The organism is Legionella sp. MW5194 (assembly GCF_016864235.1).
Lineage (GTDB): Bacteria > Pseudomonadota > Gammaproteobacteria > Legionellales > Legionellaceae > Legionella_C.
In genome coordinates this window covers 2559027-2584050 of sequence record NZ_CP045732.1, presented here as the reverse complement: position 1 = coordinate 2584050, position 25024 = coordinate 2559027, and the positions used below count along the sequence as shown (strand labels likewise).

Below are 25024 nucleotides of genomic sequence, written 5' to 3'. Positions count from 1 at the left end.
ACAGGCTTTTAGTCGTGAGAAAGGATAATCATATGAAACACATCGATGCATTGAGTAGGCCTCGTGTTGGTCAGGATTTTAAAGTGGCTGATATTTCCTTAGCCGCCTGGGGCCGCAAAGAAATCGCCATAGCGGAAACCGAAATGCCGGGTTTGATGGCCTTACGTCAGGAATTTGGCAAAACCCAACCGCTTAAGGGAGCACGGATTGCCGGCTGCCTGCACATGACCATTCAGACCGCCGTGTTAATCGAAACCCTGATTGCTTTGGGTGCAGAGGTACGATGGTCCTCCTGTAATATCTTTTCCACCCAGGATCAGGCGGCTGCGGCCATTGCGGCGAGCGGCGTTCCGGTCTTTGCCTGGAAGGGAGAAACGGAAGAAGAATACTGGTGGTGCGTGGAGCAAACCATCCGCGGGCCTGATGGCTGGGAACCGAACCTCCTGCTGGATGACGGTGGCGATTTGACCCAGGTGATGCATGAAAAATACCCCGAACTGTTAAAAAATGTGCGAGGCGTTTCGGAGGAAACCACAACCGGGGTGGCCCGTCTTTACGAAATGGCTAAACAGCATCAGCTCAAAATTCCGGCCATCAATGTCAATAATGCGGTGACCAAGTCAAAATTCGACAATCTATACGGCTGCCGTGAATCCCTGCTGGATGGATTAAAGCGTGCCACGGATGTCATGATTGCCGGCAAAGTCGCCATTATCTTAGGTTACGGGGATGTGGGCAAGGGGTGTGCACAAGCCTTGAAAGGGCAGGGGGCGACTGTCTATATCAGTGAAATTGACCCCATCTGCGCACTGCAGGCGGCCATGGAAGGGTATCGAGTGGTTACTCTGGATGATGTCGCTCACGAAGTCGATATCGTTGTCAGTGCCACAGGCAATTACCACGTGGTGACCCATGACCATCTGTTGCGCATGCGCAATCAGGCCATTGTTTGTAATATTGGTCATTTTGATTCCGAAATTGACATACAAAGCCTGCGCCAATACCGCTGGGAGAATATAAAACCGCAGGTGGACCATGTCATTTTTCCAGATGGCAAACGGCTGATCATTCTGGCAGAAGGCCGTCTCGTTAATTTAGGCTGTGCGACTGGACACCCCAGTTTTGTCATGTCCACGTCATTCACCAATCAGGTTTTAGCTCAAATTGAATTATTTCAGCACAGTGACCATTACGAGCATCAGGTGTACGTGTTACCTAAACACCTGGATGAAAAAGTTGCTCGCCTGCACCTGGACCGCATTGGTGCTAAATTAACGCAATTGACCCGTGAGCAGGCCGATTACATCGGTGTCGCTGTGGATGGTCCGTACAAGCCCGATCATTACCGGTATTAATTCATTTCTTCTCCCTTTGGCGATGTCTGAAGGGAGTTCCTCCTGCCTGGATACACCTCCGTTATTTAACCGGATACCACGTAATTAATGCTCTTGTTGTCAAAAACAAACTCCTGCATACTGAACACCTTATTGACGCAAGGAGATGGACAAATGCGGTATCAAACAGGACTTATTGGATGCACCCTGCTGGCGCTGGCTCAAGGGGCATGTGCTTTACCCGAAACTCATGATGTGCGGGTCATTATTAAATACAAACACCCCATGGTGTTGACCAGTCTCCAAAAGCAGTTGACCCAGCAATTGCATGTGCCTGTAAAAACCTTAACACCTATGGCGAATGGTGCTTATGTGTTGTCCATCCCCGCAAGTGAACTAAAACAGGCCCTCTCTCAGGGTGATGCAACGGATTGGGTATTGGCGACACTTCGCCACAATCCCGAGATCCAATATGCCGTCAAAGACCGGGTTGGCCATTTTAAACCCATGAACCAGTCGACTGACAGCGACTACATTCCATTATCCCATGAGCTGCAATGGGATGAGTTTTCAGCCCCCGCCGGGGTCATGCTGGAATCAGCCGCGGGCAAACGCGACGGTGCCTGGGCCTATACGACGGGCGAGGCGCATTTCCCCGTTGTGGTTGCTGTTTTAGATACCGGGGTGGCTTTAAATCCCAGCCTGGTGGATAACCTCACCAAAGACGAGGGTGGTGGGGTGTGGGGATGGAATTTCGCCGGCAACAACCGTGATGTACGCGATGAAACGCGTTCTTACCATGGTACGCATGTCGCAGGGACAATAGCTGCTTACGGTGAGGTCATGAACGGCATCGGTGTTCATCTTAAAGTACTGCCTGTGAAAATACCGGATGCCAGTGGTATGTTTTATGAAAGCCAGGTGGTGAATGCCATCTATTGGTCAGTTGGTGGTGATGTGCCTGGCGTACCGCATAATCCTTACCCTGCCAAAGTATTGAATATGAGCTTTGGCGTGGATGAGGGACCTGGCAAAGAGATCGACCACTGCGATGAAGCCTTGCAGGAAGCCCTGGCTTTCGCCCGCAAACAAGGGGCTGTGGTTGCAGCCGCCGCAGGCAATGACAACCGTTGGGAGCATTACAATGCGCCGGCGGTGTGTAATCACACCATGAAGGTTGCCTCAACCGGACCTGAAGGTTTGCGTGCCTATTATTCCAATTACGGACCGGGCATCACCTACGCAGCGCCGGGCGGGGACGCACGTTATGGCAAGACGGGCTCCATTCTGTCAACGGTGAATCCTGGTGGCGGCTATCAGGGTTCGGGATTTGATTTCTATCAAGGCACCAGCATGGCTTCTCCGCATGCAGCGGGTATTGCTGCGTTGATTTATGCAGTTAAAAACAGCGACATTACGCCCGAGCAGGTCGAACAGCTTCTCTTTACCACCACCCATGCCTTTGGCGAAAGCCGCGATGCCAACAAGTCGTGTGTCGGCAAAAAGCCTTGCGGCCACGGTATCCTGGACGCGCATCAGGCTATAAAAGCCGCATTAGCCAACTACGATGTGGTCTTTACAGCCCCCGCTGGACAAAACCTCGGATTGGTTTCCTGTGCCGGAGGTGCTTTGCAGGCTCAACAAAAAACGTTAACCACCGCAAAAGCTCACTGGCAACAACTGGAAGCTGCCTGCCAGGACGAAGGTAATTACCAATTGCCCAGAGTAGAGCAGAATGGCGAACAGATTGTGGCTGTGTATGGTAAAACCCGTTATCAGTTGGATAAATCATCCTTCAAACGCTGCGAGGTCATTGGTTTCGACGGTGTGGGTTGCTATTTCTAAATACAGATGCTCATCCCGAATACCCTGTCATGCCCGCGTAAGGCGGGCATCCATGAGCAGGGCACTAACTTTTCTAATCCACTCAGCTATCCAAATACCCTGTCATGCCCGCGCAAGGCGGGCATCCATGAGCCAAGGCACTAAACTTTTCTAATCCGCTCAGCTATCCAAATACCCTGTCATGCCCGCGCAAGGCGGGCATCCATGAGCAGGCACTGAACTTTTCTTACCACCTGAGCCATCCGAATACCCTGTCATGCCCGCGTAAGGCGGGCATCCATGGGTGTGCACTAGGCTTTATATTTTGCGGCTTCAGTTTCTTTAATAATCGGTTGATGATGGACTTTCACCGCGCCTGCAGTCTCCGCCGGTTGGCGTTGTGACAACAAACAGTAGGCAAAGGGAACGACATACAGAGAGAAAAACGTACCCACGCTCATGCCGCCCAGAATGACAATCCCCAATTGACGCCGGCTTTCAGCACCGGCGCCAAATGCCAGAGCCAAAGGCAGAGCGCCGAGCAGCATGGCCATGGTGGTCATCAGGATAGGACGTAAGCGGGCTTCGGCACTGGTTAACACCGCGGTTAATTTATCCTGGCCCTGTTGCAGTTGCTGATTGGCAAATTCAGTGATCATGATGCCATGTTTGGTGACAAGGCCTATCAGGGTCACCATGCCGATGTTGGTGTAAATCGACAGACTTTCACCGCAGAGGAAAAGAATCAGGGCCGCACCGGCCAGTGACAGGGGAACGCTCAACAAGACGATTAAGGGGTCGGTAAAGCTTTCAAATTGCGCAGCCAATACCAGATAAATGAACATAAGCGCCAGCAAAAAGGCCGAGAGACTGCTTCCTGTGGATTCGAGGTAATCTTTAATGGCACCGGTAAAATGATATTGGATATCGTCAGGGAGGTACTCTTTAAGTAAATGTTCCACCGTTGAGACAACCGTGCTGACATGGGCGTTGGGCGTCAGTTCGGCCGTGATGATGGCAGAGCGCTGTCGATTTAAGTGCGGCAGGCTGTCAGGACCGATGCTGTTGCTGACCTCAACCAGGGTAGATAACGGGATCATGCGACCACGCCCGCTCTGCACATAGAGTTTATTCAGGATGGCAATGTCACTGCGCTGAGCCTGCTGCAATTGCAGAATCACCTTATAAGCCTGGCCATCGTAATTAAAATTAACGGGGTTGTTACCGCCAAGCATGGTCGAAAGTAATTCGGCGATATCAGCAAGATTCACTTCCAGGTCAGCGGCCAACTGGCGATTAATGGTGATATCCACCTGCTCGCTGTCCAATGCCAGATTATTTTTTACATGGCGCAGCAAGGGATGGTGGGACAAGCGTTTAACCAAACCCGAACTGACTTCATTGAGACGTAAATACGAGGTGTTGCTGACTAAAGCCAGACTAAACTGACTGTTGCCGCTGCTGCGATGGCCTAAGGGATTGGGACTGACAGGGAAAACATTAATGCCGGGGATTTTCTGCATTTTATCGCTTAAATCCTGACTGATTTCCTTTTGCGAGCGAGAACGCTTATTCCAGGGGGCCAATTTCAGCAGCGTAAAGGCAGAGGCAGGTTTAATGGAAACCATGTAAGCCACCTTTTCGGGAATGGATTCATAAATGGCTTCCAGCTCGCGGGTATAATAATCGGTGTAGGAGGTACTGGAATTGGTTGGCGAACTGACGGGCCCGATAATATAAGCCTGATCTTCAACCGGTGCAATTTCTGCCCCAAGCCTTTGATAAGACAATGTCCCGGCGCCGGCTAAAACCAGTAATGACAAAATCAGAACAAGGGGTTTTTGCAAGGTGTTTTTCAGGTTGCGCCGATACGTGTTGCCAAGGCGTGCGAACTGGTTATCCAGCCATTTCTGGTAGGCGGAATTCCCTTTTTTCATGAGCCTTGAGCACATCATCGGAGAGAGACTTAAGGCAATAATGCCTGAGTAAATCACGGTCAGAGCCAGGGTGAAGCCGAATTGCAAGAATAATTTCCCGGTAAATCCGGAAACAAAACCCATGGGCGCATAAACGGCACCCAAGGTCAGGGTCATGGCGATGACGGCAAACAAAATTTCATTGCTGCCCTGAATGGCGGCCTGCATCGCTGTCAGCCCGGCTTCCATATGGCGGTGGCAATTTTCAAGAATGACAATGGCATCATCGACGACCAGGCCAATGGCCAATACCATGGCCAGTAAGGTCAGTGAATTTAATTCAAATCCCAGCCAGTACATGGGCCAGAAGGTGCAGACAAGGCAGATGGGGATAGTAATGATGGGAATGAGCGAAGCCCTTAGGGAGCCTAGAAATAAAAACACGACAAAACCGACAAACAGAGCAGCTTCGATGAAGGTTTTATACACCTGATGGATTGATTCTTTAATAAAATGGGTGGAATCAAAAATAACGTCGGCTTGAAATCCGACAGGCAAGGTTGGCCGCAAGCGCTTAAGCTCCTGATGAACGGCTTTCGCCACGTCGACCGGGTTGGCGGTGGATTGCGCGAGAATGGCTAAACCCACGGCGGGTTTACCATTAACCCGAAGCAGGTTATCTTCCGTCTCGCTGCCTACCTTGACAATAGCCACTTCACCCAGACGAATCAGCTGGTTGTTGCGTTTGGCAATCACCAGATCGGCAAAATGTTTGACGTTTTGAATTCGAGCATGGGTGACCACCGTGTAATAGCGATTTTTGCTTTTAATTTGACCACTTGGCACATCGATGCTCTGTTGAGTCAGCGTCTTTTTAATATCCGCCACAGTAATCCCGCGAGCAGCCATTTTGACCGGATCCAGTGCGATTTTTACGGCGTAATCGCGCGCGCCGTGATAAACCACCTCGCCCACACCCTGAATTTCCTGCAATTGCGGCTTGATATTACGGGTAATGTAATCGGTCAATTCCAGCGCGTTTTTATTAGGATCATGAAAAGCAATAACCACCACCGGGTTGGCGTCATCATCGTTTTTGCTGACTGTTGGCGCGTCACTGCCCAAGGGGAGACGAGGCTGAAGCGCCGACATTTTATTACGGATTTCATTCACGGCCTCATTAATGTCCACACCCAATTGAAATTCGACATTGACGCGGCTTTTGCTGAGCAGGCTGGTTGAACGCAGGAGATCAACCCCTGGCACACTGGTGAGAACATTCTCAACAGGAATGGTGATTTCCTTTTCAATCAGATCCGGACTTGCCCCATCAAACGTGGTCATGATTGTCACCAACGGTTTGTCAATGTTGGGCAAATGACGGACAGGTAATTGCTTAAAATGCAATAAACCGGTAATAACCAGCAATAAAGTCAGGACAATGGTAAAAACAGGGCGCCTGATGCAGCGCTCGGGAAACGTCACGGGGCACCATGGGCAACAGCGACCACGCGACTTCCTTCTTTAAGCTTGTGTTGTCCGCGAATAATGACGACATCATCAGGGTTTAAACCGCTGTTAATTTCGGTGAGCGCCTTGTAATGAGCGCCGGTTTGTACGCGAAGGGCAACTGCCCTGCCTTCACGAAGGACAAAAACGCGTTGGCCGTTAATGGTGGGGATAAGGCTTTCTTCCGGTACAAAAAGACGTTTTTTCTCCTGGCCTAACTGATGGCTGACACGGACGAAAAGGCCGGCTGACAGGAGTTGTCTGTCGTTGTCAATCAAGGCTTCGACAGCAATGGTACGGGTTTCTTTGTCAATGGCGGGTGCAATGTAGTTAACGACTCCCTTAAAACTGTGTTTAGGGAAGGCTTCAGAAAAAACACGCACCTGTTGTCCTAATTTCAAGCGGGTTAAAAAGCGTTCGGGCAGGCTGTATTCAATGCGCAGCTGTTGGTTGGCAATGAGACGAACGAGGGGTTGTCCCACATTCACATATTGACCGACACTGACTTTTCTGGAGCCCAGGGTGCCTGAAAAGGGGGCTTTCAAACGGAATTTTGCCAATTGTGCCTCTTTCACCTTGACGCGGTTTTGCTTGTCTTTTAAGTCAGCAAGAACCTGATCCTGGGCTTGTTCGGAGGCCAGTCCGCGCCTGGCGAGTTCGGTGGTTCGTTTGTAATTGGTTTCGCTCAGTTCAAGATTGGCTTTTGCAGTCGCCAGTTCGCTTTTAAGAACCGTATCATCGAGCTGGATGAGCAGCGTCCCTTTTTTAACTTCTGTGCCCGGTTTGAAATGAATGGCGGTAATCTGCCCGGCCAGTTCAGAACTGATGTCAATATTATCGACACTGGCTAAGGAGCCCAGGGTTTCAAATTCTTCAGCAAACACCTTTTCTTTAACGCGAGAAACTTCCACGCTAATGGGCTTGACTCGTGCGACTGCAGGCTGTTCGGCTTCCATCGGGTTAAAATAGAAATAGACGACGCCTGCCAGGGCCATGAAGCAGAAGATAAGAATTGTAAACCGACGTTTCATGCCAGGCACCGAGTATAAGATGGAGAAAAATTATAAAGCAATTTGCATCATTATTCAAAATGCGGCGGGTGATGCTGTCCTGGTGTAAGGGGAGGTCAGTTGGGCGCGGCTCTCTGCCGCAACCCGGATGAGCTTAGGCTTTGGCGCTGTCGTCTTCGACGAGCCATTGACTTAAGGTATCAATGATTTTTCGGGCCTGCTCGTTGCTTGAAATATTGAATTTGGACTTCATCCAATACTGATTGTTGCGTTTTTGATAGCGGCGAATGGAATATTTAACCGGTCCATACGCTTTTTGGGCATTATCCCAGTCCTGGTAACGAAACAGGATGGTAGTCCATGCTCCTTTGGAAAGAATTTCCTTGCCCAGCTCTTTCGTGGTCTCGATGCCGTCTTCAGCAAAGGCAATGGTTATTTCATCAATACTTTCAGCCATTCATACTATCCCGATAAAATTTAATCGATGGATTGTAATTTGCCGTCGACAAATGTCAAGGTAATGGGCGGTTGATATTGGCCGGGCTGATAAATCCATATCTGTGGTTTTTGGGCCGTGGCCACGGGTTGATTGATGTAGGTGTTGTTGACTAACGAGGGATTGCCGCAGGAACCATAGACCCTTCCCACGGGATCGCCGACCTGAATACTGGTCCCGCCGCAGATGGAAAAGGCATTGGTGTCGGAGCCGTTTAATTTCACACCGTACACTTTATTGTCGACCACATCGACCTGCAATTGGGCGCCACTGTTTGTTCCAACGGGCAATGACCAGACGCCATAAAAGGCGGTGCTGGAACCCTGATTGTTAAAAAACAATTGCTGAACCTGCACTTTCTGCATGATGGGATTATTGGATTCCTGTTTGCTTAACGGTTCGCCACAGGCAGCCCGCACCTGATCCTCGGACATGCCGACATTGATGTAGCCGGCTTTCTGAGGGCAATAAATCGATTGAGCGGCGAAGCCCTGGAATGAAAACAGCAGTAATCCAATGGTCGTTAGTGCAAGTTTCATGGCAGCCCTCAACAGCGTATTCTTTGCTTCAAGTATAGCTGCTCCCCATTGAAAGAGGAGACTGCCTCATCCTAAAGAATCGGTAAAGGCATGGAGGCGCTGATGAACAGGGTAATGACTTTAATGATAATCATGATGATGATGGGCGAGAAATCAAAACCGGAAATGTCAGGGATGATTTTCCGTCCCAACGCCAGTAAAGGATTGGTCATCACCGCCAGCACTTCCCCGGCCGGATGATGCCATTGCGGGTTGATCCAGCTCATGAGCGCCCGGATAAGCACCATAAAAAACAACAGATTAAGCGGCTGCACGACAAGATCGGCTGCAGTGAAAAGGAGCAGATAGGAAAAAGGCATGATGGCGCCATACACAATGAGGCCTATCAAAAAAAATTTAATCAATTCCACCGCAATGACAAACAGCAGGGTAATCCAGTCATAGCGTTTGGGGGCTGGCTGCTTTCTGTAGACCAGACGCTCCACCGGGCCGATGATTGGATTGAGCAATCCGTTGATTCCCTGGCTTATGGGATGCAGGGCGCTGATGCGGAAATAGCGTAAAAAAATACGCGCCCATAACAGTAACAGGATTAGTGAAAAAAACAGACTGACAAGGTAATACCCTACGGTTACAAGGCCTGTCATACAATCTCCTCAAAGGGAATAACGTTAAGGCAGGGCGAGTGCCTGAAAAAGCCCTGCGTGAAAATGGCGTTCATTTTTTGGCTTTTTTCAGGCAGTGTCAATAGAACCCAATGCGTTTGCGCGATTAAATGCCGCATTGACGGCGGAATCAATCAACGGAGCAAATCCTTGCGCCTGCAGAACATCAAGGGCCGCTGCCGTGGTGCCGGCAGGCGAGGTGACTTTTTCTCGCAACGCCTTTGCCGAAAGACCACTATCTTTGAGCAGGACGGCGGCGCCCTGAACGGTTTGAGAGACAAAATCAGTCGCCTGCGCTTCCTCTATCCCAAGGTTCGTTGCCGCAGCAACCAGGGCCTCAATCAATAAAAAGACATAGGCCGGCCCGCTGCCTGAAATGGCTGTATAAGCATCAATCTGTGCTTCATCAACCCAAGTGTAAATTCCGGCGCTCTGAAAAAGCGTTTCGACCTGCTGTTTTTGTGCGTCAGTTAAGGCGTCATTCGCTGCCAGCGGCGTCGCCCCAAGTCTCACGGCATGCGGTAAATTGGGCATGCAGCGGATGATGGCCTGTTCTTTGTTGCAAAACGATTGGATAAACGAAAGACTGACGCCCGCGGCCACGGAAATAACGACCGCCTTTGACGGAATGAAAGGGCCAATTTCGCGGAGCACATCGGCCATTTTGGCCGGTTTCACCGTCAGAAACAGGACATCCGTGCCGGCTATTGCAGCCTTGTTGTCGCAATAGCATGACAGTGAACCGATTTGACCGGGTTTAAGCGAGGGCGAAGCGGCCCGGATTATCAGGGTTTTATCCTGTTCAAAGCCCTGAATTAAAGCCCGTGCCATGTTACCGTAACCAATAAAAGCAATGTTCATTCATTCTTTCCTGTTTTGGGGCGTTCGCCAAAAATGGCCCGGCCAATGCGAACTAACGTACTGCCGGCACGTATGGCGGCTTTTAAATCATCGCTCATGCCCATCGATAAGGTATCCATCTGCAAGTGTAGCTGTTGATTGGTTTCCTGAAGCAGCGTGGTAAGCCGTTGGAAGCTGGCATACTGTTCCTCTTCATTCGCCAGGGGCTTGGGGATGGCCATAAACCCACGGACGCAAAGACCCGGCAAGTGATGTATGCGTTCAATCAAGCCAGCGGCTTTCGCAGGCTCGATGCCGGATTTGCTGGCTTCGCTGTCAAGATTAATCTGGATGCAGACATTGAGTGGCGGCTTGTCGGTTGGGCGCGCCTGTGATAGAAGACAGGCAATTTTTTCTTTCTCAACGCTGTGAACCCAGTCAAAATGGCGGGCGATGTCTTTCGCTTTATTGCTTTGCAGGGGGCCGATGTAATGCCAGGTCAGCGGCAGATGCTTAAGGGCGTTGAGTTTCTCGCGGGCTTCCTGCCAGTAATTTTCGCCGATGTCGCATACGCCGCCGGCAAAGGCTTCCTGGATTGCACTGGCCGGCTGTCCCTTGCTGACCGCCAGGATACGAATTTCCCGCGGGTCGCGTTGACAGCCCCTGGCTGTGTCAGCGATCTGCTGCTGAATAAGGTGTAGGCGTTCGGCAATCGTCATGGTGTCGTCAAGCGCTGCATTCATTAGTAAGATGCTAACGATATCAAAGAGGCTTTATCCCGACAATCATTGCCCGACGGCGGTTAGTGAGCTACTCTATGGAATAGTATGATTCAGCAACGTGATGACAGGGATTGATATGGACATTGCCGAGTTGTTAGCCTTTTCAGTTAAAAATAATTCCTCGGATCTGCATTTATCAGCAGGATTGCCCCCGATGATTCGTGTCGACGGCGATTTGCGGCGCATTAACGTGCCGGCTCTGGAGCATAAGGATGTCATTAAAATCATCTATGACATCATGAATGACAAGCAGCGCAAGGAATTTGAGGAGCACCTTGAAACTGACTTTTCATTTGAAATCCTCAACCTTGCCCGTTTCAGGGTGAATGCGTTTACCCAATCGCGCGGTGCCGGTGCGGTATTCAGGACCATTCCTTCCAAAATTTTAAGCATGGAAGATTTGGGATTGCCGCCGGTCTTTGCCGAAATGGCCAGTTACCCCAAGGGGCTGGTGCTGGTCACAGGACCGACCGGTTCGGGGAAGAGTACCACCCTCGCGGCGGTTATCGATTACATCAATTCCAGCCGCTACGAACACATCCTGACGGTTGAGGATCCCATCGAATTCGTTCACAACAGCAAGAAATGCCTGGTCAACCAGCGGGAAGTGCACCGCGATACCCACAGTTTCAATGCGGCCCTGCGTTCAGCCCTGCGTGAAGACCCCGACATCATTCTGGTGGGGGAGTTGCGGGATTTGGAAACCATTCGTCTGGCCATGACCGCGGCAGAAACCGGACATCTGGTTTTTGGCACCCTGCACACCAACTCGGCCACCAAAACCATCAACCGGATCATTGACGTCTTCCCTGGCGAAGAAAAATCCATGATTCGCTCGATGTTATCTGAGTCGCTAATGGCCGTGGTGGCACAAAGCCTGTTGAAGAAAGTGGGAGGAGGCCGGGTGGCGGCGCTGGAAATCATGATTTGCAATTCAGCCATCCGCAACCTGATTCGCGAAGACAAGGTGGCGCAGATGTATTCTTCCATCCAGACAGGGCAGGCCAAGGGCATGCAGACGCTCGATCAGCATTTGACTCAGCTTGTCCATGATAACCTGATTGCCAAACACACCGCGCGGGACGTGGCGATTAATAAAACCTTATTCTAGTTTTTCTGGCTCGCAATAGTGTTCCCTCTCTCGCAGGCGGGAGAGGGATAGAGAGAGGGCTATTAAATAAGGACCCGGGCTCGGGATCCGCCTGATTGTCAGGCCTTAAGACCGGCTTCCTTTTGAAGCTGGATTAATTGCGAAATTCCACCTTCGGCCAGAGACAGCATGTCGTTGAGTTGCTGGCGGGAGAAACTTTTATCTTCGGCGGTGCCTTGTATTTCAATGAATTCACCGGCTTCATTCATGACCACGTTCATGTCGGTTTCTGCCAGTACGTCTTCCGCATAATCCAGATCGAGCACGGCCTGACCGCGGTAGACACCCACGGAGACGGCTGCGATGTAATGGAAAGCAGGCATTTTGCGCAGCTTCTCACGGGCGACCATCCAATCGACCGCGTCTTTCATGGCGACGCAGGCGCCGGTAATCGCTGCTGTGCGCGTGCCGCCGTCGGCCTGGATTACATCGCAGTCGATGGTGAGGGTGTTTTCGCCAAGTACTTTTAAATCCATGCAGGCCCTTAACGAGCGGCCAATCAGGCGTTGAATTTCCAGGGTGCGTCCTCCCTGGCGGCCCTTACTGGCTTCACGTTCGGTACGGCTGTGGGTTGCGCGGGGCAGCATGCCGTATTCGGCAGTAATCCAGCCCTGATTTTTACCTTTTAAAAAACGGGGCACGCCTTCGACGACGGATGCGGTACACAGTACGCGGGTCTGGCCAAATTCCACCAGCACAGAGCCTTCGGCATGTTGGGTGTATTGGCGGGTAATTTTGATGGGGCGTAACTGATTGACTTCGCGATTACTGGGGCGCATGGGTTATCCTCGCTAAAAATGAGCCAGTATACTCTTTTCCAGGCAATCATGCACCTGGGCTTGCATTTGTACAAATTTCGTTTATAGTCGCCCCACCTTAGTCAATCCGGGTTCTCTATGACTCAAAGCATGACTGCCTTTGCCCGAGCTCAGGCTCAGGTCGAGGCGACAACACTGTGCTGGGAAATTCGCTCAGTGAATCATCGCTACCAGGACATTTCGTTCAGACTGCCTGAGATTTTTCGTTTCCTTGAAAATGATCTGCGCCAGATGCTGCGTCAGCAGTGCAGCCGCGGTAAATTCGAATGCCAGTTGAAATTGACGGAGAGTGACACGCAGGCGCAGTCGATTGCCATTAATCAGGCGCTGCTCGACTCGCTGCTGGTGGCGGGCAATCAACTCGCTGCTCAAAAACACCTGGCCAATGATTTAACCCTGTCGTCGCTGCTTAATTGGCCTGGCGTTGTGCAGGTGGCTCAACCGGATGCAGAGAATCTGGCCACTCAGGTCAAACAATTATTCCAGCAGGCGGTTACGGCGCTCACAGCCGCCCGAATGGCGGAGGGGCAGGCTTTGGAGCATTACCTGCAGTTGCGGGTTAAAAAAATGCAGGACGAAGTGGATAAGGCCCGTATGGCTGTCAGCGCGTCACTGGATGATGCCCGCGACAAATTATTAACCCGGTTGCATGCGCTGCAGCTTGATGTTGAGCACGGCCGTGTCGAGCAGGAAATTGCCCTCCTGCTGACGCGCATGGATGTCAGTGAAGAACTTGACCGCTTAACCACGCATCTGCTGGAAGTTGCGCGCGTATTGGGTAATACTGAAGCATCGGGTCGACGACTTGATTTCCTGATGCAGGAGTTAAATCGAGAAGCCAATACGCTGGGTTCAAAATCGGATTCCATCGCATTAACCCAGTGTGCGATTGAAATGAAGGTATTGATTGAACAAATGCGAGAGCAAATTCAAAACATAGAGTAAATAAAATGGCCAATTTATTGCTGGGAAATATTTTCATCGTCGCCGCTCCTTCGGGTGGCGGCAAAACCAGTCTAGTCAAACACCTGATTAGCTCCCTGGAAGACATCGAAGTATCCATCTCTCACACGACGCGCGGCAAGCGCCCGGGTGAAAAGGAAGGTGTGGATTATTTCTTTGTGGATGAAAAGCGTTTCCTTAAGATGGTCAATGACAACGATTTTGTTGAGCACGCGCAGGTCTTTAACCATTATTACGGGACATCGGTGGCGCAAATCAATGCCCGCTTGAGCGCCGGCATCGATGTGGTCCTTGATATCGACTGGCAGGGAGCGCAGCAAATCCGCCGCATTTTCCCGCAGGCCATCAGCATTTTTGTGGTTCCACCATCCCTTGATGTGTTGAAACAGCGCCTGCAGGAACGAAAGCAGGACAAGGAAGACGTTATCGCGGATCGCATGCACAGAGCCCAGGATGAGTTAAGTCATTTCTCCGAATTTGATTACCTGATTGTCAATGATGAATTCGAAAAGGCGGCCTCGGATCTCAAAGCCATCGTCAAAGCCAATCGTCTGACTTTGCAGCGCCAGTCGGCTAAAGTAGGAAAATTACTTTCTTTCCTGCTCTCATAGCAGTAAAATAGAATGTTTTAGCTAAAAAGTAGGCAACACCAACGGCGTTGCCGTTTCAATTCTGGAGGGGAGTTTGTATGGCACGTGTAACGGTAGAAGATTGTTTAGAGCACGTAGCAAATCGTTTTGAATTGGTCATGGTGGCCACAAAACGTGCACGCCAAATCGCAGTCCGCGGCGAGCAGCCAATGGTGGATTGGGAAAATGACAAGCCCACGGTGGTTGCCTTAAGAGAAATCGCTGCCGGATTAGTCACGCCCGAGATTCTGGAAAAAGACTAACAAGCCGCCCTGTATCGGGTTTCGTGTTTCCGCGAAACCCTGGGACCTGCTTAATCATCCCAAAATCAGGAATTATCATCAGGATGGCTTTTATTGTCTTGATGATTCAGGCATTGATGTCGATACTTATAAAAAGAGTACAATTTTTATAATAAAGTTGGTTTAAGGCTTTCGATGTGTTGGCAATATCGCTTGAATTATAGCCAGGGAGCTGCGGCTCGCCTAAATAATAGCCGTCATCAAAGCGAGGGGAGTGAGGCGTGAGCTACTTTAAGGAGCTGGATGAAGAGCTTAAATGCTATCTTGAGCAACCCTACATAGAAAAATGCCATCAAGCCTATCTGGTGGCTGAAAAAGCACACCAGGGCCAAATGCGTCGTTCTGGCGAGCCTTACATTACCCACCCGGTTGCCGCGGCCCTCATTCTTGCCCGAATGCGTCTTGATTACCAGACCATCATGGCCACGCTGCTGCATGACGTCGTTGAAGACACGTCCATCAGCAAAGACGATTTAACGCAGCAATTCGGAGAAGACGTCACCGCGCTGGTGGATGGCGTGACGAAATTAACCAAAATCAAATTTGAATCCCGGGCGGAGGCTCAGGCGGAAAACTTCCGTAAAATGGTGCTTGCCATGGTGAAGGATATCCGCGTCATCATCGTCAAACTGGCCGACCGTTTTCATAACATGCACACCTTGGGCGCCATGCCGCGTTTGAAACGCCGCCGCATCGCCATTGAAACCCTGGAAATCTATGCCCCCATTGCCAACCGTCTCGGGATGCATGCGCTGTATACCGGCCTTGAAGATCTGGGCTTTCAGGCGTTGTATCCCATGCGCTACCGTGCCATCAAGTCCGCGGTGGAAAAATCACGCGGTAACCGCCGCGAATTGACGCAGCGCATCGAACACGATTTGCAGAAAGCCTTGCAGGATTTGAATATCCCGTATGAGCATGTGTTTGGCCGCCAGAAGCACTTGTACAGCATTTACCGAAAAATGAAACAGAAAAAGGCGTCGTTTACTGAAATCACCGATGTGTTTGCTTTCCGGGTGATCACAGAAGACATTGACTCCTGCTATCGGGTGCTCGGCGCGTTGCATCGCACTTACAAACCCGTGCCCCAACGCTTTAAAGATTACATCGGTATTCCCAAGGCCAACGGTTACCAATCGCTGCACACGACGCTTTTTGGCCCTTATGGAGTCCCTCTGGAAGTGCAGATTCGTACCCGTGACATGGATAAAGTAGCCGAAAACGGGGTTGCCGCGCACTGGATTTATAAATCCTCAGGACTTGAAATCAACGAAGCCCAGTTACGGGCACGGGAATGGGTGCAGCGTTTGCTGGAGATGCAGCGCAGCACCGGGAATTCCCTGGAATTCATCGAAAACGTTAAAATTGATTTGTTTCCTGATGAAATTTACGTTTTTACGCCCAAAGGCCACATCATGGAGTTGCCCAAAGGGGCGACACCGGTTGACTTTGCCTACACCGTCCATTCCGGAGTGGGTAACAGCTGCGTGGCCGCCAAAGTTAACCGACGGTTGGTGCCGTTGAGCATCCCGCTGTCCAATGGCCAAACGGTGGAAATCATCACCGCCCCGGGTGCGCATCCCAACCCAGCCTGGTTAAATTTTGTGGTAACCGGCAAAGCACGCAGTAATATTCGTCATTTTCTGAAAAGCCAGCAGCATGCGGAATCCATTGTCCTTGGTAAACGTTTGCTGGATCAGGCATTGAACGAACTCGGCAGTGCCTTATCCAAGGTACCGCCTGAATCCATTCAGGCTTTATTGCAGGATCTCAATTACAAGTCAGCCGACGAGCTGTATTATGCGGTGGGCATCGGCAATCAAATGCCCATGGTCATTGCCAAACGCTTGGTCATTACCCAGGAAAGCCCGGACCTTGAAAAAACCACCCAGGGCGGACCGTTAGCCATTAAAGGCACCGAAGGGATGGTGATTCATTTTGCTGATTGCTGCCAACCCATTCCGGGCGACAGTATTGTTGGACGTTTCCAGCAGGGTCGGGGTATCATTGTTCATGCCAGTGATTGCCCGCAGGTCAATCATGTTCGAAGTCACCCTGAACAATTCATCTCCTTGCGTTGGGATGAGCAGGTGCAGGGTGAATACTGGGTGGATATCACGGTGGATGTGGCCAACCAGCGAGGCGTACTCGCGGCCTTGGCCACGGCCATTGCGGAGGCGGAATCCAACATTGGCAATATCAATGTCGACCCACGGGATGGCCGTCATAATGCGGTCACGTTTTCCATCAGTGTCCGTGATCGAACCCATTTAGCCAGGGTCATGCGGCGCCTGCGTGCCAATAAAGTGGTCATGCGCCTTTACCGTAAGAAACAGGGGGAATAATTCATGCAAGCGATTCACAGTGAGGTCGCTCCAGCGGCGATTGGAACGTACAGCCAGGCCGTTCGTTGCGGCGATACCGTGTATTTATCCGGACAAATTCCGTTGGATCCAAAAACCATGCAGCTTTGCAGTGATGAAATCAGGCTGCAGATTAATCAGGTTCTTGACAATTTAACCGCCGTGTGCGAGGCGGCGGGCGGCACCTTGGCCAATGTTGTCAAACTGAACGTGTACCTGACGGATTTGAACCATTTTCCGTTGGTCAACGAAGCAATGACCCGTTATTTCGCAGAACCCTTCCCCGCCCGGGCGGCCATTGGTGTCGCGGCACTGCCGCGGGGGGCTCAGGTCGAAATTGACGGCATTTTGGTTTTACCACGAAAATAAGCGAGTCACTGGCGTGGAAGACGATTCATACGCCCGCACCGGGCGTAAGATGTTCATTATTGCCTGGCTGATTTTATTCGGCCTGCTGTTTACTTTTTTTTACGTTCACGACCAGCACGATCCTGCCCGCTATGAGATTGACCGGGGCACATTGACCATCAAGAGCGACCGGCAGGGGCATTACCGTGTCAAGGGGTTTATTAATGACAAGTCCGTCGAGTTCATGGTCGATACAGGCGCAAGCCTCGTCGCCATTCCTAAAACGGTGGCCGACGAGCTTCACCTTCAGGGACGTTACCCCATTACGCTCAATACTGCCAGCGGCGAAGTCACCGGCCTGCTGACGCGTTTAGACAGGTTATCCTTTGGTCCTTTTGAATTAAAAAACATTAAAGCGGTGATTTTACCCGATGAGCAGGATGAGATGGTGCTGTTGGGAATGAATGTGTTGTCGCTGTTTAATTTATCGCAAAAAGACAGGCAATTGATCATCGAAAAATAGGGTTTACACAATCAGGTCAACGGGTTTTTTATGAGTATAGTCTCGCTTCACGGGGTCAGTTTAAACATTGCCGGCAATGCGTTACTTAACGAGGTGGACTGGCAGATACAGGCTCAGGATCGCATCGCGCTGGTGGGCCGCAATGGCGCTGGCAAATCAACCCTGCTTCGTCTGCTGCAGGGCCAGTTGCAACCGGACAAAGGCCAGATTAACCGCTTGGGCGGTTTGCGTGTGGCGGGATTGACACAGGAGGTTCCTGTTCATGAAAACGAATCGGTGTATCATTTTCTGGTGAAAGGACTTGGCGAAGTCGGCGAGGTACTTGATGAATTTCATCGCTTGTCGCAAGGCAATGATCTGACGCGCCTCGCCCAATGTCAATTGCGCATGGACAACCTGCATGCCTGGGATATTCTGCCCCGGGTTGAAATGATGGCCACCCGCATCGGCATTGACGCCAATGCACGCATGGACAAGCTCTCGGGCGGAATGAAACGCCGCGCCCTGCTCGCCGCGGCGCTGATTGCCGCACCGGATTTGCTCCTGCTCGATGAACCGACCAACCACCTTGACGTCAATGCCATTGAATGGCTGGAGTCCTACCTTAAATCCTATCAGGGCAGCCTACTGGTAGTAACCCACGACCGCGAATTTTTAGGCCAGGTGGCGAGCCGCATTGTCGAAGTTGACCGCGGCAACCTGTATACCCATGACTGCGATTACGAGACTTACCTTGACCGACGCGAAGCCATGCGCCTGACGGAAGAAAAACACAATGAACTTTTCGACAAGCGCCTCAGCGAAGAAGAAGCCTGGATTCGCACCGGCATTAAAGCCCGGCGGACCCGTAACGAAGGGCGGGTGAGGGCACTCAAGGCCATGCGCGAGGAGTACAAGGCCAGACGTGCCCAATTGGGTAAAGTGCAATCCGTGACGCTTGATGTCGCCCGTTCCGGTTTTTTGGTGATTGAGGCAAACCAGGTTAATTTAACCCTGGGCGATAAAACACTGCTTAAGCAGTTTTCCCTGCTGCTGACCCGTGGCGACAAGGTTGGCATTATCGGCCCTAACGGCTGCGGTAAAACCACGCTGATCCGCACCCTGCTCGGCGAATTGCAGCCTGACAGCGGCACGGTTCGGCAGGGGACATCCCTGGAGGTTGCCTATTTTGACCAATTGCGCCGCCAGCTCAATGAAAATGAAACCGTGATGGCCAATGTCGGCGACGGGGCGGATTACGTCACCATCAATGGCAAGCAAAAGCACGTGGCCACCTACCTGCGGGAATTTTTATTTGCGCCGGAGCGGTTCAATCAACAGGTTTCCACCTTGTCCGGGGGCGAGCGCAACCGCCTGCTGCTGGCTAAATTGTTCGCCAAACCGGTGAATCTGCTGGTCATGGACGAACCAACCAACGATTTGGACATTGAAACGCTGGAGCTCATCGAAACCCTGCTGGTGGATTACCCGGGCACCTTGCTATTGATCAGCCACGACAGGGCATTCATCAATCAGGTGGTCACCAGCGTGCTGGTTTATGAGGGCGAAGGGGTGTTTAACGAGTACGTGGGGGGCTATGAGGATTATCGCCGCCAGAAAAAGCAGCAGCGCGAAATCAGTACCCCGGCAAAGACTATTAAACGCACGGCCAGTTCGGTTAAACTGAGTTTTAATGAGCAACGGGAGTTGGCGCAATTGCCGCAAAAAATCGAACAATTGGAAGCAAAGATAAACGAATTGCAACTGGTCATGGCCAATCCTGATTTTTATCAACGCGATACGCAGGCCATCAGCCAATTTACCCAGGAGCTCGCCAAAGACGAAGCCGAGTTGGCTACGCTTTATGCGCGTTGGGAAGCGCTGGAAGACAAAGGGTAACGCCATGTTATTAACCATTACACTGGTTGTACTGTGTTCGTCCATCGTGGTGTTTTTTTCCCAGGAATTCAGCGAGACCATTAAAAAAGTGTTTAAAATCGCAGGCATGACGCTGTTCCTCCCCACCGCCCTGGCTTCTTTTTTAGTGGTTTATTATGAACCCTGGGTTCTGTGGGCACTGTTGAAATTAAAGGCGGTTCTTTATGCGATGACGGAAGGGATTCGGGATATTCTGCCGTTTGATACCGCTGACTGGCTGGTTGCACAGATTCTTTTACTGACGGCTTTGACTATCCTTCCCACACTGCTGATTGATTTGTGGTCAATAAAGAAAACCTATGAGCGTTTTAAACACCCCTACTTATTGAGCACAGTCATCTGGATAGTCGCTGCTTTCGCACTGGTGATGGAACTGCCTGCTGTTTAACCTCTTCAGCTAACCTCAATGCGTTTGCATCTCACCGAGACGCCAGGGATAGCCCTTGCGGCATTTGTAATAAGCCCGGGCTATCTGCTTGCCGCGCGGGTAATAGCCATAAAAATTCGCCTGGTATTCTTCGCATGGGACATGACTGAAGAAGCAGCCGCGTTTAGCCTGCCAAATGTAGCCCGTGCGGGCGCAGGTGAGGGTGCGGCCGTCAAAGCAGATGTATTGCGGCAGGCCCGCCGGTTTGACATCCACCACGGTTTTGGTCGCGCCGCAGGCAAAGCCTAAGGCAGGGACTAAGAGGAAGAGACAGACGAGCGGTCTTAACATCCGATGTTATCCATTCGCTTGCTATACTAATTAACATAGAATAAATTGGCGGCAATTCCAAATGATTTAAATGAGTTCGCCCGATTTGGTTAAGGTAAACTTAAGGAATTAGGTTTACAATAAAGTGATTGGATACCCGGAGTATTTTTCATGGCAAAGAATCAACAGTTTGCAGCGCTTCTCAATGGTCTTAACGATAATCCTCATTTAGCGAATAATCCCGGGTATAAAGCCGCCCTTGATGACATCCTGCGGGTGGGGCATGCGGATGCTAACGCATTTAGACAAGCCCTTTTTAGGCATAAAAATGTATGGATAGCGATCAGTGGCGGTGCATTGGTAAACGCTGATTTTCAGGATAACGATACGACGAATAATAATTTCGATGCCGCTGATAATAATGCGGGGAGGCGATTCTTCGATCTGTATCAACTCGCCGCCCAAAAGCGGGTCGAACTGGCACTGATGGAGGCAAATGAGGCGGCACTCAGTGCCATTATTACGGCCAATAATCAACAAGCTGTGAGACAACAGTTAGCTGCTGCGCCATTAAACGCCCTGATAGGGGATCCTGCTCAATGGCAAGGCGGACTTCAAAATAATAACGAAACTCACATTACTAATAATGCCGCTGACTCCATTCAGGAGACGGCGAAACGGGCGTTGTTAATTCAGAAAATTAAAGCGGCACCGGGTACGGCGCAAACCCTGACACAGCTTGAAAGGTTATTGGCCGCTCGTAATAACGATGTTAATTTCCGTGCCGCCGCCCAACAATTGGGCATAGCGGATGTCAATGTTAGAAATGCCCTGAGGGGTAATCTTCTGGCGAATGGTCCATTTGAAAAAGTGGCTTTAAGAAAAGCCTTTGAACTCAGAGTTCAGTATCACTTCAGGGCTGACTTTAATCCTATCGCTAACGCGTTTAATGCGCTGGATCATCAGACAGAGACTTTTAACCCATTTCCTCAAGGTGTATTTAACGGTGTATACCACGATAAATTTAACCAGCAGGATGAGGATGCCAACTGGGCAAAAGGGGTTTTAGGGGCGAGATACCTTAAGGAAGCCTTGGCTGTTCATGACGATGCAAATGATCTTATCCGCATAGCCGCTGCCGCAGCAAACCCACCGGTTGGGACATTACAGGGTGCCATCACCCCTCTACTTGATACAAATGGACGTTATGTGACTCATGCCGTCACGGAGGCCAATGCCAAAGAATTACGTCAGATTGCCGCGCTTCAGGCTTTAAAATTGAACATTGCCGCGTGTGGCGATGTCAAGGCTTTAAAGGCCTTGGCCGATGTGCGCGACATCGGAAGCCTGCGTTCCGTCCTTGACAAATACCCCGCCTTGGGTTTTTCTGGCCCTGGTAATCTTAACGCTCGAGAAGCCCTGGTTGAGCCTGCCCTGCTGCGCTCTATCCTGGGGGCCGCCCATGTCCGCGCCCATCTCCCTTCGGCCTCAACGGAGCATTTAAAAAGGCTGGTTGCTCAGGCCAATTTTGCCACTCAGTACAAACAATATTTAATGTCTGCCACAGAACCTCCTCTGGTGGGACAGGCCCTTGATGACTATTTCAATAACCCGGCTAATGTGACAAAAAGTCGTGAAGAGGCGTTGATTGCTTTTTTTAGAGCGAAATTAGAAAATTTGGATACTCTAGAGGTTCAGACGATTGCTACCGCCAATGTTAGGCAGAATTTGGCAAATGCTATAAAAATTAACGGTTTAATGGGTGTTGGGAATACAGATGCTGATAATCTAATTACTAATGGAAGTGCACGGTTTGTTACTTCACTGGTAGGGCTTGCCAGGGCAGAGAGACTTGTAAGACATTATAAGACGGCCGATTTAACAGATCAGGGTACTTTTGATGAGGTGAAGCACTTCATCAATAGCCTTAGTTTTGATGGCAACCAAAACGAGACACAAAGAATTCTATTGAACTTAGACTCAAATGATCAAAATAATTTACGCAAGCAACTCATCGAAATACTGATTGATAAATACCCTCTTGCTAGTCCAGGGCACGCCCCAATAGCTCATTTAGCCCCAATAGCTCATTTAAATGAGCTAATTCAAGCCAAAGACACCAATGATGTTAAAATCAAACTCGCCAACATGGGGGTTACCGCCAATCTGGATTGGATGGATGACAGCCTCGCTGCCGATTTACAGAGAAAAGCCGCGGCACGTGCAGCCACTGGGCATATCAATGCTCACTCAGCCTTTCCTGCCGAAGCACATCCTCACCTGCAGGCATTCATTTCTCATTTAAGCCTGGATAAGCAAAAGGCCATTTTAGCCAAACCGGAGGTGCTCGGCGCCTTGATGAAAGCGCAAAGCATCGATGAAATTCGCCGCGTAGTCGGTACTACGAACAGCAGTGCCGGTGATTTGATTGCCGAAAATCAGCGCTTATCAAAATTAAGTAAACTGTACAATCCCGAATTGGCCAAGATTTTAGCCAGCATTAAACCGCCTCTGGCGGTTAATGACGCACAGATTGATGCGCTCAATCGCACGCTGTTGACTCAAAATAACATCTTTGATGCGAATAACAATGTCTATAGGAACTTGGTTGGTACACTAAGGATGGCGTTTAATCCGCAGGATAAAGCGGCGTTTAATCAGGCCTTTGGGCTGGATGCGCAGGGGCTTAATATTGCAAATGGTGCCATTCGGCAAGCCATGGCAGATCAGCATGGGCGTAATCATCACCTGGTGGCAAGGCATGGCGCTATATCCAATTTGCCTAACCCTATCGCAGCGGACATTAAAGAAAAAGCCGCGATTGAAATTGCCCTGCGCTTAAGTAAGGCGCAGAATTTTGACCAAAATCAGATTCAAAACTTCAGGGATTTTTTTGAAAATGCAGCCTCGCTTAATGATGTCATTACCGGTATACCCGGAAATAACACGATAAATACCAATTTGGGAAATACAGGCTGGCAACAACAAATCACCCCTGAGATGTTTGACGCCTACAAACAGGTTAAGAAACAGCAGGCCTGGTTGAATGCTACCTACAACGCCCAAGGTGGTACCAGAGAGACTGAGCAAGCTGAGGTTCAGGCGTTAAAAACCAGGCTAGAAACGGTAACCGAGATTGACAATAGTTACCGTGATGAACTTCAACACCTGGGTAATTTAACTCAAATGCAATGGTTAAGCCCCGAGTTTGAAGTGGCGGCACGTCAGGCTTACAACGAGTTACATCCGAAATTTAAAGCCTTTGCACGCGATTGCGACGTTATCCTTGAAGAGTTTCGAAGACAGCAAAAGATTTATGAAAACAAGCTTAATTCCTTGCCGAATACATCGACTCTGAATCAGGCCAATCAACGCCAGCAAAAAAAGGACATTGAAAAGTTCCGTGAGCAATTAAAAGAAGAATTGGATAACATTAAAGCTGGCATTGACTACTATGAAAAGGCCAGCCTGGCGTTGAACGGTGATCCTTCGGCTACGAATGAATTAGCCCGCAAGGGGTTAATTCAACATCTGGAGGATTGCAAGCACGGCACTAATGTGATTTTCGCCACCTCCGACATGAGATACAGTGATTTTCCGGTGGATGAGAAAGAGCAGCATTTTGCTCAGGGCTATCAACCCGGTCCCGGACAGCAGGCAGCGCCAGACCGTACAGCGGTCTCCACCGAGGCGCCAAGAACCTACACCGTTAAAAAACTTGAACCGGGCATGTGCCGTGAATACGTTCTTTCTGGCACCAGACAAGAAACCTACGGCGAAGGGCAAACCCGCACGGTGGCCGATACCGGGACCTTTGTTGAAGAAGTCCATGCCGGCCATCTGGAACCCAAAACAGTCAAGAAAAAAACCGAGGTTAATCCCAAGGCGACCATTACGGTGTCTAAATTCCCTAAAGACCCCGAGAATCAAATTAAATACGCCATGGCCATGGCCTCGCAATTGCTGGCTCACCTGGATCATGCGCCAACCAAAGACAGACCTCTCGTCATTACCGGCTCCAACCCCAAGGAATTAAGGCATTTATGGACGGCGCTGATGGTATTGGGTAAAAACAACCCCAAGATGAAGTTCAGCCAGGATGCGATTAAAGTTTCCTCCACCGCGTTTGATCCTGACAGTGAACTGGGTAAAGTGTTTGGACTTAAAAGCGATGCGCTCTACAATACGTACATGGCGCATCCAGCCATTAAACAAATGGTGGGCTTGATAAAAACCTTCACCGAATCCAAAGAAGCGGAAAAGAGTACGACCAAAGACGTCACCAAAAAAATTGCCAGCATGCTGCAGCAATTTAAGACGGAAGGGAAGGAAGCCTTGGATAATCTTGAGCGCGATTTGAATACCAACCGAGGTCCTACGCTCGGGTAAACCTAAACAC

The 25024-nt window shown here is 50.3% G+C and carries 21 protein-coding genes; 12 read left to right on the top strand and 9 right to left on the bottom strand.

What is annotated here, in order from left to right; translation table 11 throughout:
* Positions 1-32 precede the first annotated feature (32 nt).
* Both ahcY and GH742_RS11885 read left to right on the top strand, forming a co-directional pair.
* Positions 33-1355, top strand: a complete 1323-nt coding sequence (gene ahcY, locus GH742_RS11890) for an adenosylhomocysteinase (protein WP_203455144.1) — start codon at positions 33-35, stop codon at positions 1353-1355.
* Between the two features lie 153 nt (positions 1356-1508).
* The gene (locus GH742_RS11885; RefSeq protein WP_203455143.1) at positions 1509-3179 is read left to right on the top strand and encodes a S8 family serine peptidase; all 1671 of its coding nucleotides are present in this window, start codon (positions 1509-1511) and stop codon (positions 3177-3179) included.
* A 290-nt stretch (positions 3180-3469) separates the two neighbouring features.
* Here GH742_RS11885 and GH742_RS11880 read toward each other — a convergent pair whose 3' ends face one another.
* The 7 genes from GH742_RS11880 to GH742_RS11850 form a co-directional block, all read right to left on the bottom strand.
* A complete protein-coding gene (locus GH742_RS11880; RefSeq protein ID WP_203455142.1) occupies positions 3470-6559 on the bottom strand; it encodes an efflux RND transporter permease subunit in 3090 nt (1029 codons plus the stop codon).
* Positions 6556-7614: an efflux RND transporter periplasmic adaptor subunit gene (locus tag GH742_RS11875; RefSeq protein WP_203455141.1), complete on the bottom strand. Its 1059-nt coding sequence runs from the start codon at positions 7612-7614 to the stop codon at positions 6556-6558. The genes GH742_RS11880 and GH742_RS11875 overlap by 4 nt, the downstream gene beginning before the upstream one ends.
* Positions 7615-7747: 133 nt before the next feature.
* Positions 7748-8050 carry a hypothetical protein gene (locus tag GH742_RS11870; protein WP_203455140.1) on the bottom strand — a complete coding sequence of 101 codons (303 nt, stop codon included), beginning with the start codon at positions 8048-8050 and terminating at the stop codon, positions 7748-7750.
* 20 nt (positions 8051-8070) lie between these two features.
* Positions 8071-8628 carry a DUF2845 domain-containing protein gene (locus GH742_RS11865; protein ID WP_203455139.1) on the bottom strand — a complete coding sequence of 186 codons (558 nt, stop codon included), beginning with the start codon at positions 8626-8628 and terminating at the stop codon, positions 8071-8073.
* Between the two features lie 71 nt (positions 8629-8699).
* The gene (locus GH742_RS11860; RefSeq protein WP_203455138.1) at positions 8700-9275 is read right to left on the bottom strand and encodes a YggT family protein; all 576 of its coding nucleotides are present in this window, start codon (positions 9273-9275) and stop codon (positions 8700-8702) included.
* An 87-nt stretch (positions 9276-9362) separates the two neighbouring features.
* A complete protein-coding gene (gene proC / locus GH742_RS11855) occupies positions 9363-10154 on the bottom strand; it encodes a pyrroline-5-carboxylate reductase (RefSeq protein WP_203455137.1) in 792 nt (263 codons plus the stop codon).
* Entirely contained in the window at positions 10151-10852 is a 702-nt protein-coding gene (locus GH742_RS11850; RefSeq protein ID WP_203456934.1) for a YggS family pyridoxal phosphate-dependent enzyme, read from the bottom strand. Before GH742_RS11850 ends, proC begins: the two co-directional genes overlap by 4 nt.
* Positions 10853-10991: 139 nt before the next feature.
* On the opposite strand from GH742_RS11850, the gene GH742_RS11845 reads away from it, so the two are divergent.
* On the top strand, positions 10992-12026 hold the full coding sequence (locus GH742_RS11845; protein ID WP_058531040.1) for a type IV pilus twitching motility protein PilT: 1035 nt from the start codon (positions 10992-10994) through the stop codon (positions 12024-12026).
* 98 nt (positions 12027-12124) lie between these two features.
* Here GH742_RS11845 and rph read toward each other — a convergent pair whose 3' ends face one another.
* On the bottom strand, positions 12125-12844 hold the full coding sequence (gene rph, locus GH742_RS11840) for a ribonuclease PH (RefSeq protein ID WP_203455136.1): 720 nt from the start codon (positions 12842-12844) through the stop codon (positions 12125-12127).
* A 117-nt stretch (positions 12845-12961) separates the two neighbouring features.
* Between rph and GH742_RS11835 the strand changes: the two genes are divergently transcribed.
* From GH742_RS11835 to GH742_RS11800, 8 genes are all read left to right on the top strand, one after another.
* Positions 12962-13828 (top strand): YicC/YloC family endoribonuclease, encoded by an 867-nt coding sequence (locus tag GH742_RS11835; RefSeq protein ID WP_203455135.1) that lies wholly within the window; start codon positions 12962-12964, stop codon positions 13826-13828.
* A 5-nt stretch (positions 13829-13833) separates the two neighbouring features.
* Positions 13834-14457, top strand: coding sequence for a guanylate kinase (gmk, locus tag GH742_RS11830; protein WP_203455134.1), 624 nt, complete (start codon positions 13834-13836; stop codon positions 14455-14457).
* A gap of 77 nt (positions 14458-14534) precedes the next feature.
* Entirely contained in the window at positions 14535-14738 is a 204-nt protein-coding gene (rpoZ, locus tag GH742_RS11825; RefSeq protein ID WP_058525884.1) for a DNA-directed RNA polymerase subunit omega, read from the top strand.
* Between the two features lie 260 nt (positions 14739-14998).
* Entirely contained in the window at positions 14999-17122 is a 2124-nt protein-coding gene (gene spoT / locus GH742_RS11820; RefSeq protein ID WP_203455133.1) for a bifunctional GTP diphosphokinase/guanosine-3',5'-bis pyrophosphate 3'-pyrophosphohydrolase, read from the top strand.
* Between the two features lie 3 nt (positions 17123-17125).
* The gene (locus GH742_RS11815; RefSeq protein WP_108290669.1) at positions 17126-17509 is read left to right on the top strand and encodes a RidA family protein; all 384 of its coding nucleotides are present in this window, start codon (positions 17126-17128) and stop codon (positions 17507-17509) included.
* A 13-nt stretch (positions 17510-17522) separates the two neighbouring features.
* A complete protein-coding gene (locus GH742_RS11810; RefSeq protein WP_203455132.1) occupies positions 17523-18011 on the top strand; it encodes a TIGR02281 family clan AA aspartic protease in 489 nt (162 codons plus the stop codon).
* A 30-nt stretch (positions 18012-18041) separates the two neighbouring features.
* On the top strand, positions 18042-19889 hold the full coding sequence (locus tag GH742_RS11805) for an ATP-binding cassette domain-containing protein (protein ID WP_203455131.1): 1848 nt from the start codon (positions 18042-18044) through the stop codon (positions 19887-19889).
* A 4-nt stretch (positions 19890-19893) separates the two neighbouring features.
* Complete coding sequence (locus tag GH742_RS11800; RefSeq protein WP_203455130.1) at positions 19894-20316, top strand: hypothetical protein; 423 nt, start codon at positions 19894-19896, stop codon at positions 20314-20316.
* 15 nt (positions 20317-20331) lie between these two features.
* Here GH742_RS11800 and GH742_RS11795 read toward each other — a convergent pair whose 3' ends face one another.
* Entirely contained in the window at positions 20332-20646 is a 315-nt protein-coding gene (locus tag GH742_RS11795; protein WP_203455129.1) for a hypothetical protein, read from the bottom strand.
* Positions 20647-20796: 150 nt separating this feature from the next.
* Between GH742_RS11795 and GH742_RS11790 the strand changes: the two genes are divergently transcribed.
* Positions 20797-25014: a hypothetical protein gene (locus GH742_RS11790; RefSeq protein WP_203455128.1), complete on the top strand. Its 4218-nt coding sequence runs from the start codon at positions 20797-20799 to the stop codon at positions 25012-25014.
* Positions 25015-25024: the final 10 nt, after the last annotated feature.

Excerpts from the sequence above, each read along its gene's own strand:
- ahcY (WP_203455144.1), top strand. The coding sequence starts at position 33 with ATGAAACACATCGATGCATTGAGTAGGCCTCGTGTTGGTCAGGATTTT.
- GH742_RS11885 (WP_203455143.1), top strand. The coding sequence starts at position 1,509 with ATGCGGTATCAAACAGGACTTATTGGATGCACCCTGCTGGCGCTGGCT.
- GH742_RS11875 (WP_203455141.1), bottom strand. The coding sequence starts at position 7,614 with ATGAAACGTCGGTTTACAATTCTTATCTTCTGCTTCATGGCCCTGGCA.
- GH742_RS11870 (WP_203455140.1), bottom strand. The coding sequence starts at position 8,050 with ATGGCTGAAAGTATTGATGAAATAACCATTGCCTTTGCTGAAGACGGC.
- GH742_RS11865 (WP_203455139.1), bottom strand. The coding sequence starts at position 8,628 with ATGAAACTTGCACTAACGACCATTGGATTACTGCTGTTTTCATTCCAG.
- GH742_RS11860 (WP_203455138.1), bottom strand. The coding sequence starts at position 9,275 with ATGACAGGCCTTGTAACCGTAGGGTATTACCTTGTCAGTCTGTTTTTT.
- proC (WP_203455137.1), bottom strand. The coding sequence starts at position 10,154 with ATGAACATTGCTTTTATTGGTTACGGTAACATGGCACGGGCTTTAATT.
- GH742_RS11850 (WP_203456934.1), bottom strand. The coding sequence starts at position 10,852 with ATGACGATTGCCGAACGCCTACACCTTATTCAGCAGCAGATCGCTGAC.
- GH742_RS11845 (WP_058531040.1), top strand. The coding sequence starts at position 10,992 with ATGGACATTGCCGAGTTGTTAGCCTTTTCAGTTAAAAATAATTCCTCG.
- rph (WP_203455136.1), bottom strand. The coding sequence starts at position 12,844 with ATGCGCCCCAGTAATCGCGAAGTCAATCAGTTACGCCCCATCAAAATT.
- GH742_RS11835 (WP_203455135.1), top strand. The coding sequence starts at position 12,962 with ATGACTCAAAGCATGACTGCCTTTGCCCGAGCTCAGGCTCAGGTCGAG.
- gmk (WP_203455134.1), top strand. The coding sequence starts at position 13,834 with ATGGCCAATTTATTGCTGGGAAATATTTTCATCGTCGCCGCTCCTTCG.
- rpoZ (WP_058525884.1), top strand. The coding sequence starts at position 14,535 with ATGGCACGTGTAACGGTAGAAGATTGTTTAGAGCACGTAGCAAATCGT.
- GH742_RS11815 (WP_108290669.1), top strand. The coding sequence starts at position 17,126 with ATGCAAGCGATTCACAGTGAGGTCGCTCCAGCGGCGATTGGAACGTAC.
- GH742_RS11805 (WP_203455131.1), top strand. The coding sequence starts at position 18,042 with ATGAGTATAGTCTCGCTTCACGGGGTCAGTTTAAACATTGCCGGCAAT.
- GH742_RS11800 (WP_203455130.1), top strand. The coding sequence starts at position 19,894 with ATGTTATTAACCATTACACTGGTTGTACTGTGTTCGTCCATCGTGGTG.
- GH742_RS11795 (WP_203455129.1), bottom strand. The coding sequence starts at position 20,646 with ATGTTAAGACCGCTCGTCTGTCTCTTCCTCTTAGTCCCTGCCTTAGGC.
- GH742_RS11790 (WP_203455128.1), top strand. The coding sequence starts at position 20,797 with ATGGCAAAGAATCAACAGTTTGCAGCGCTTCTCAATGGTCTTAACGAT.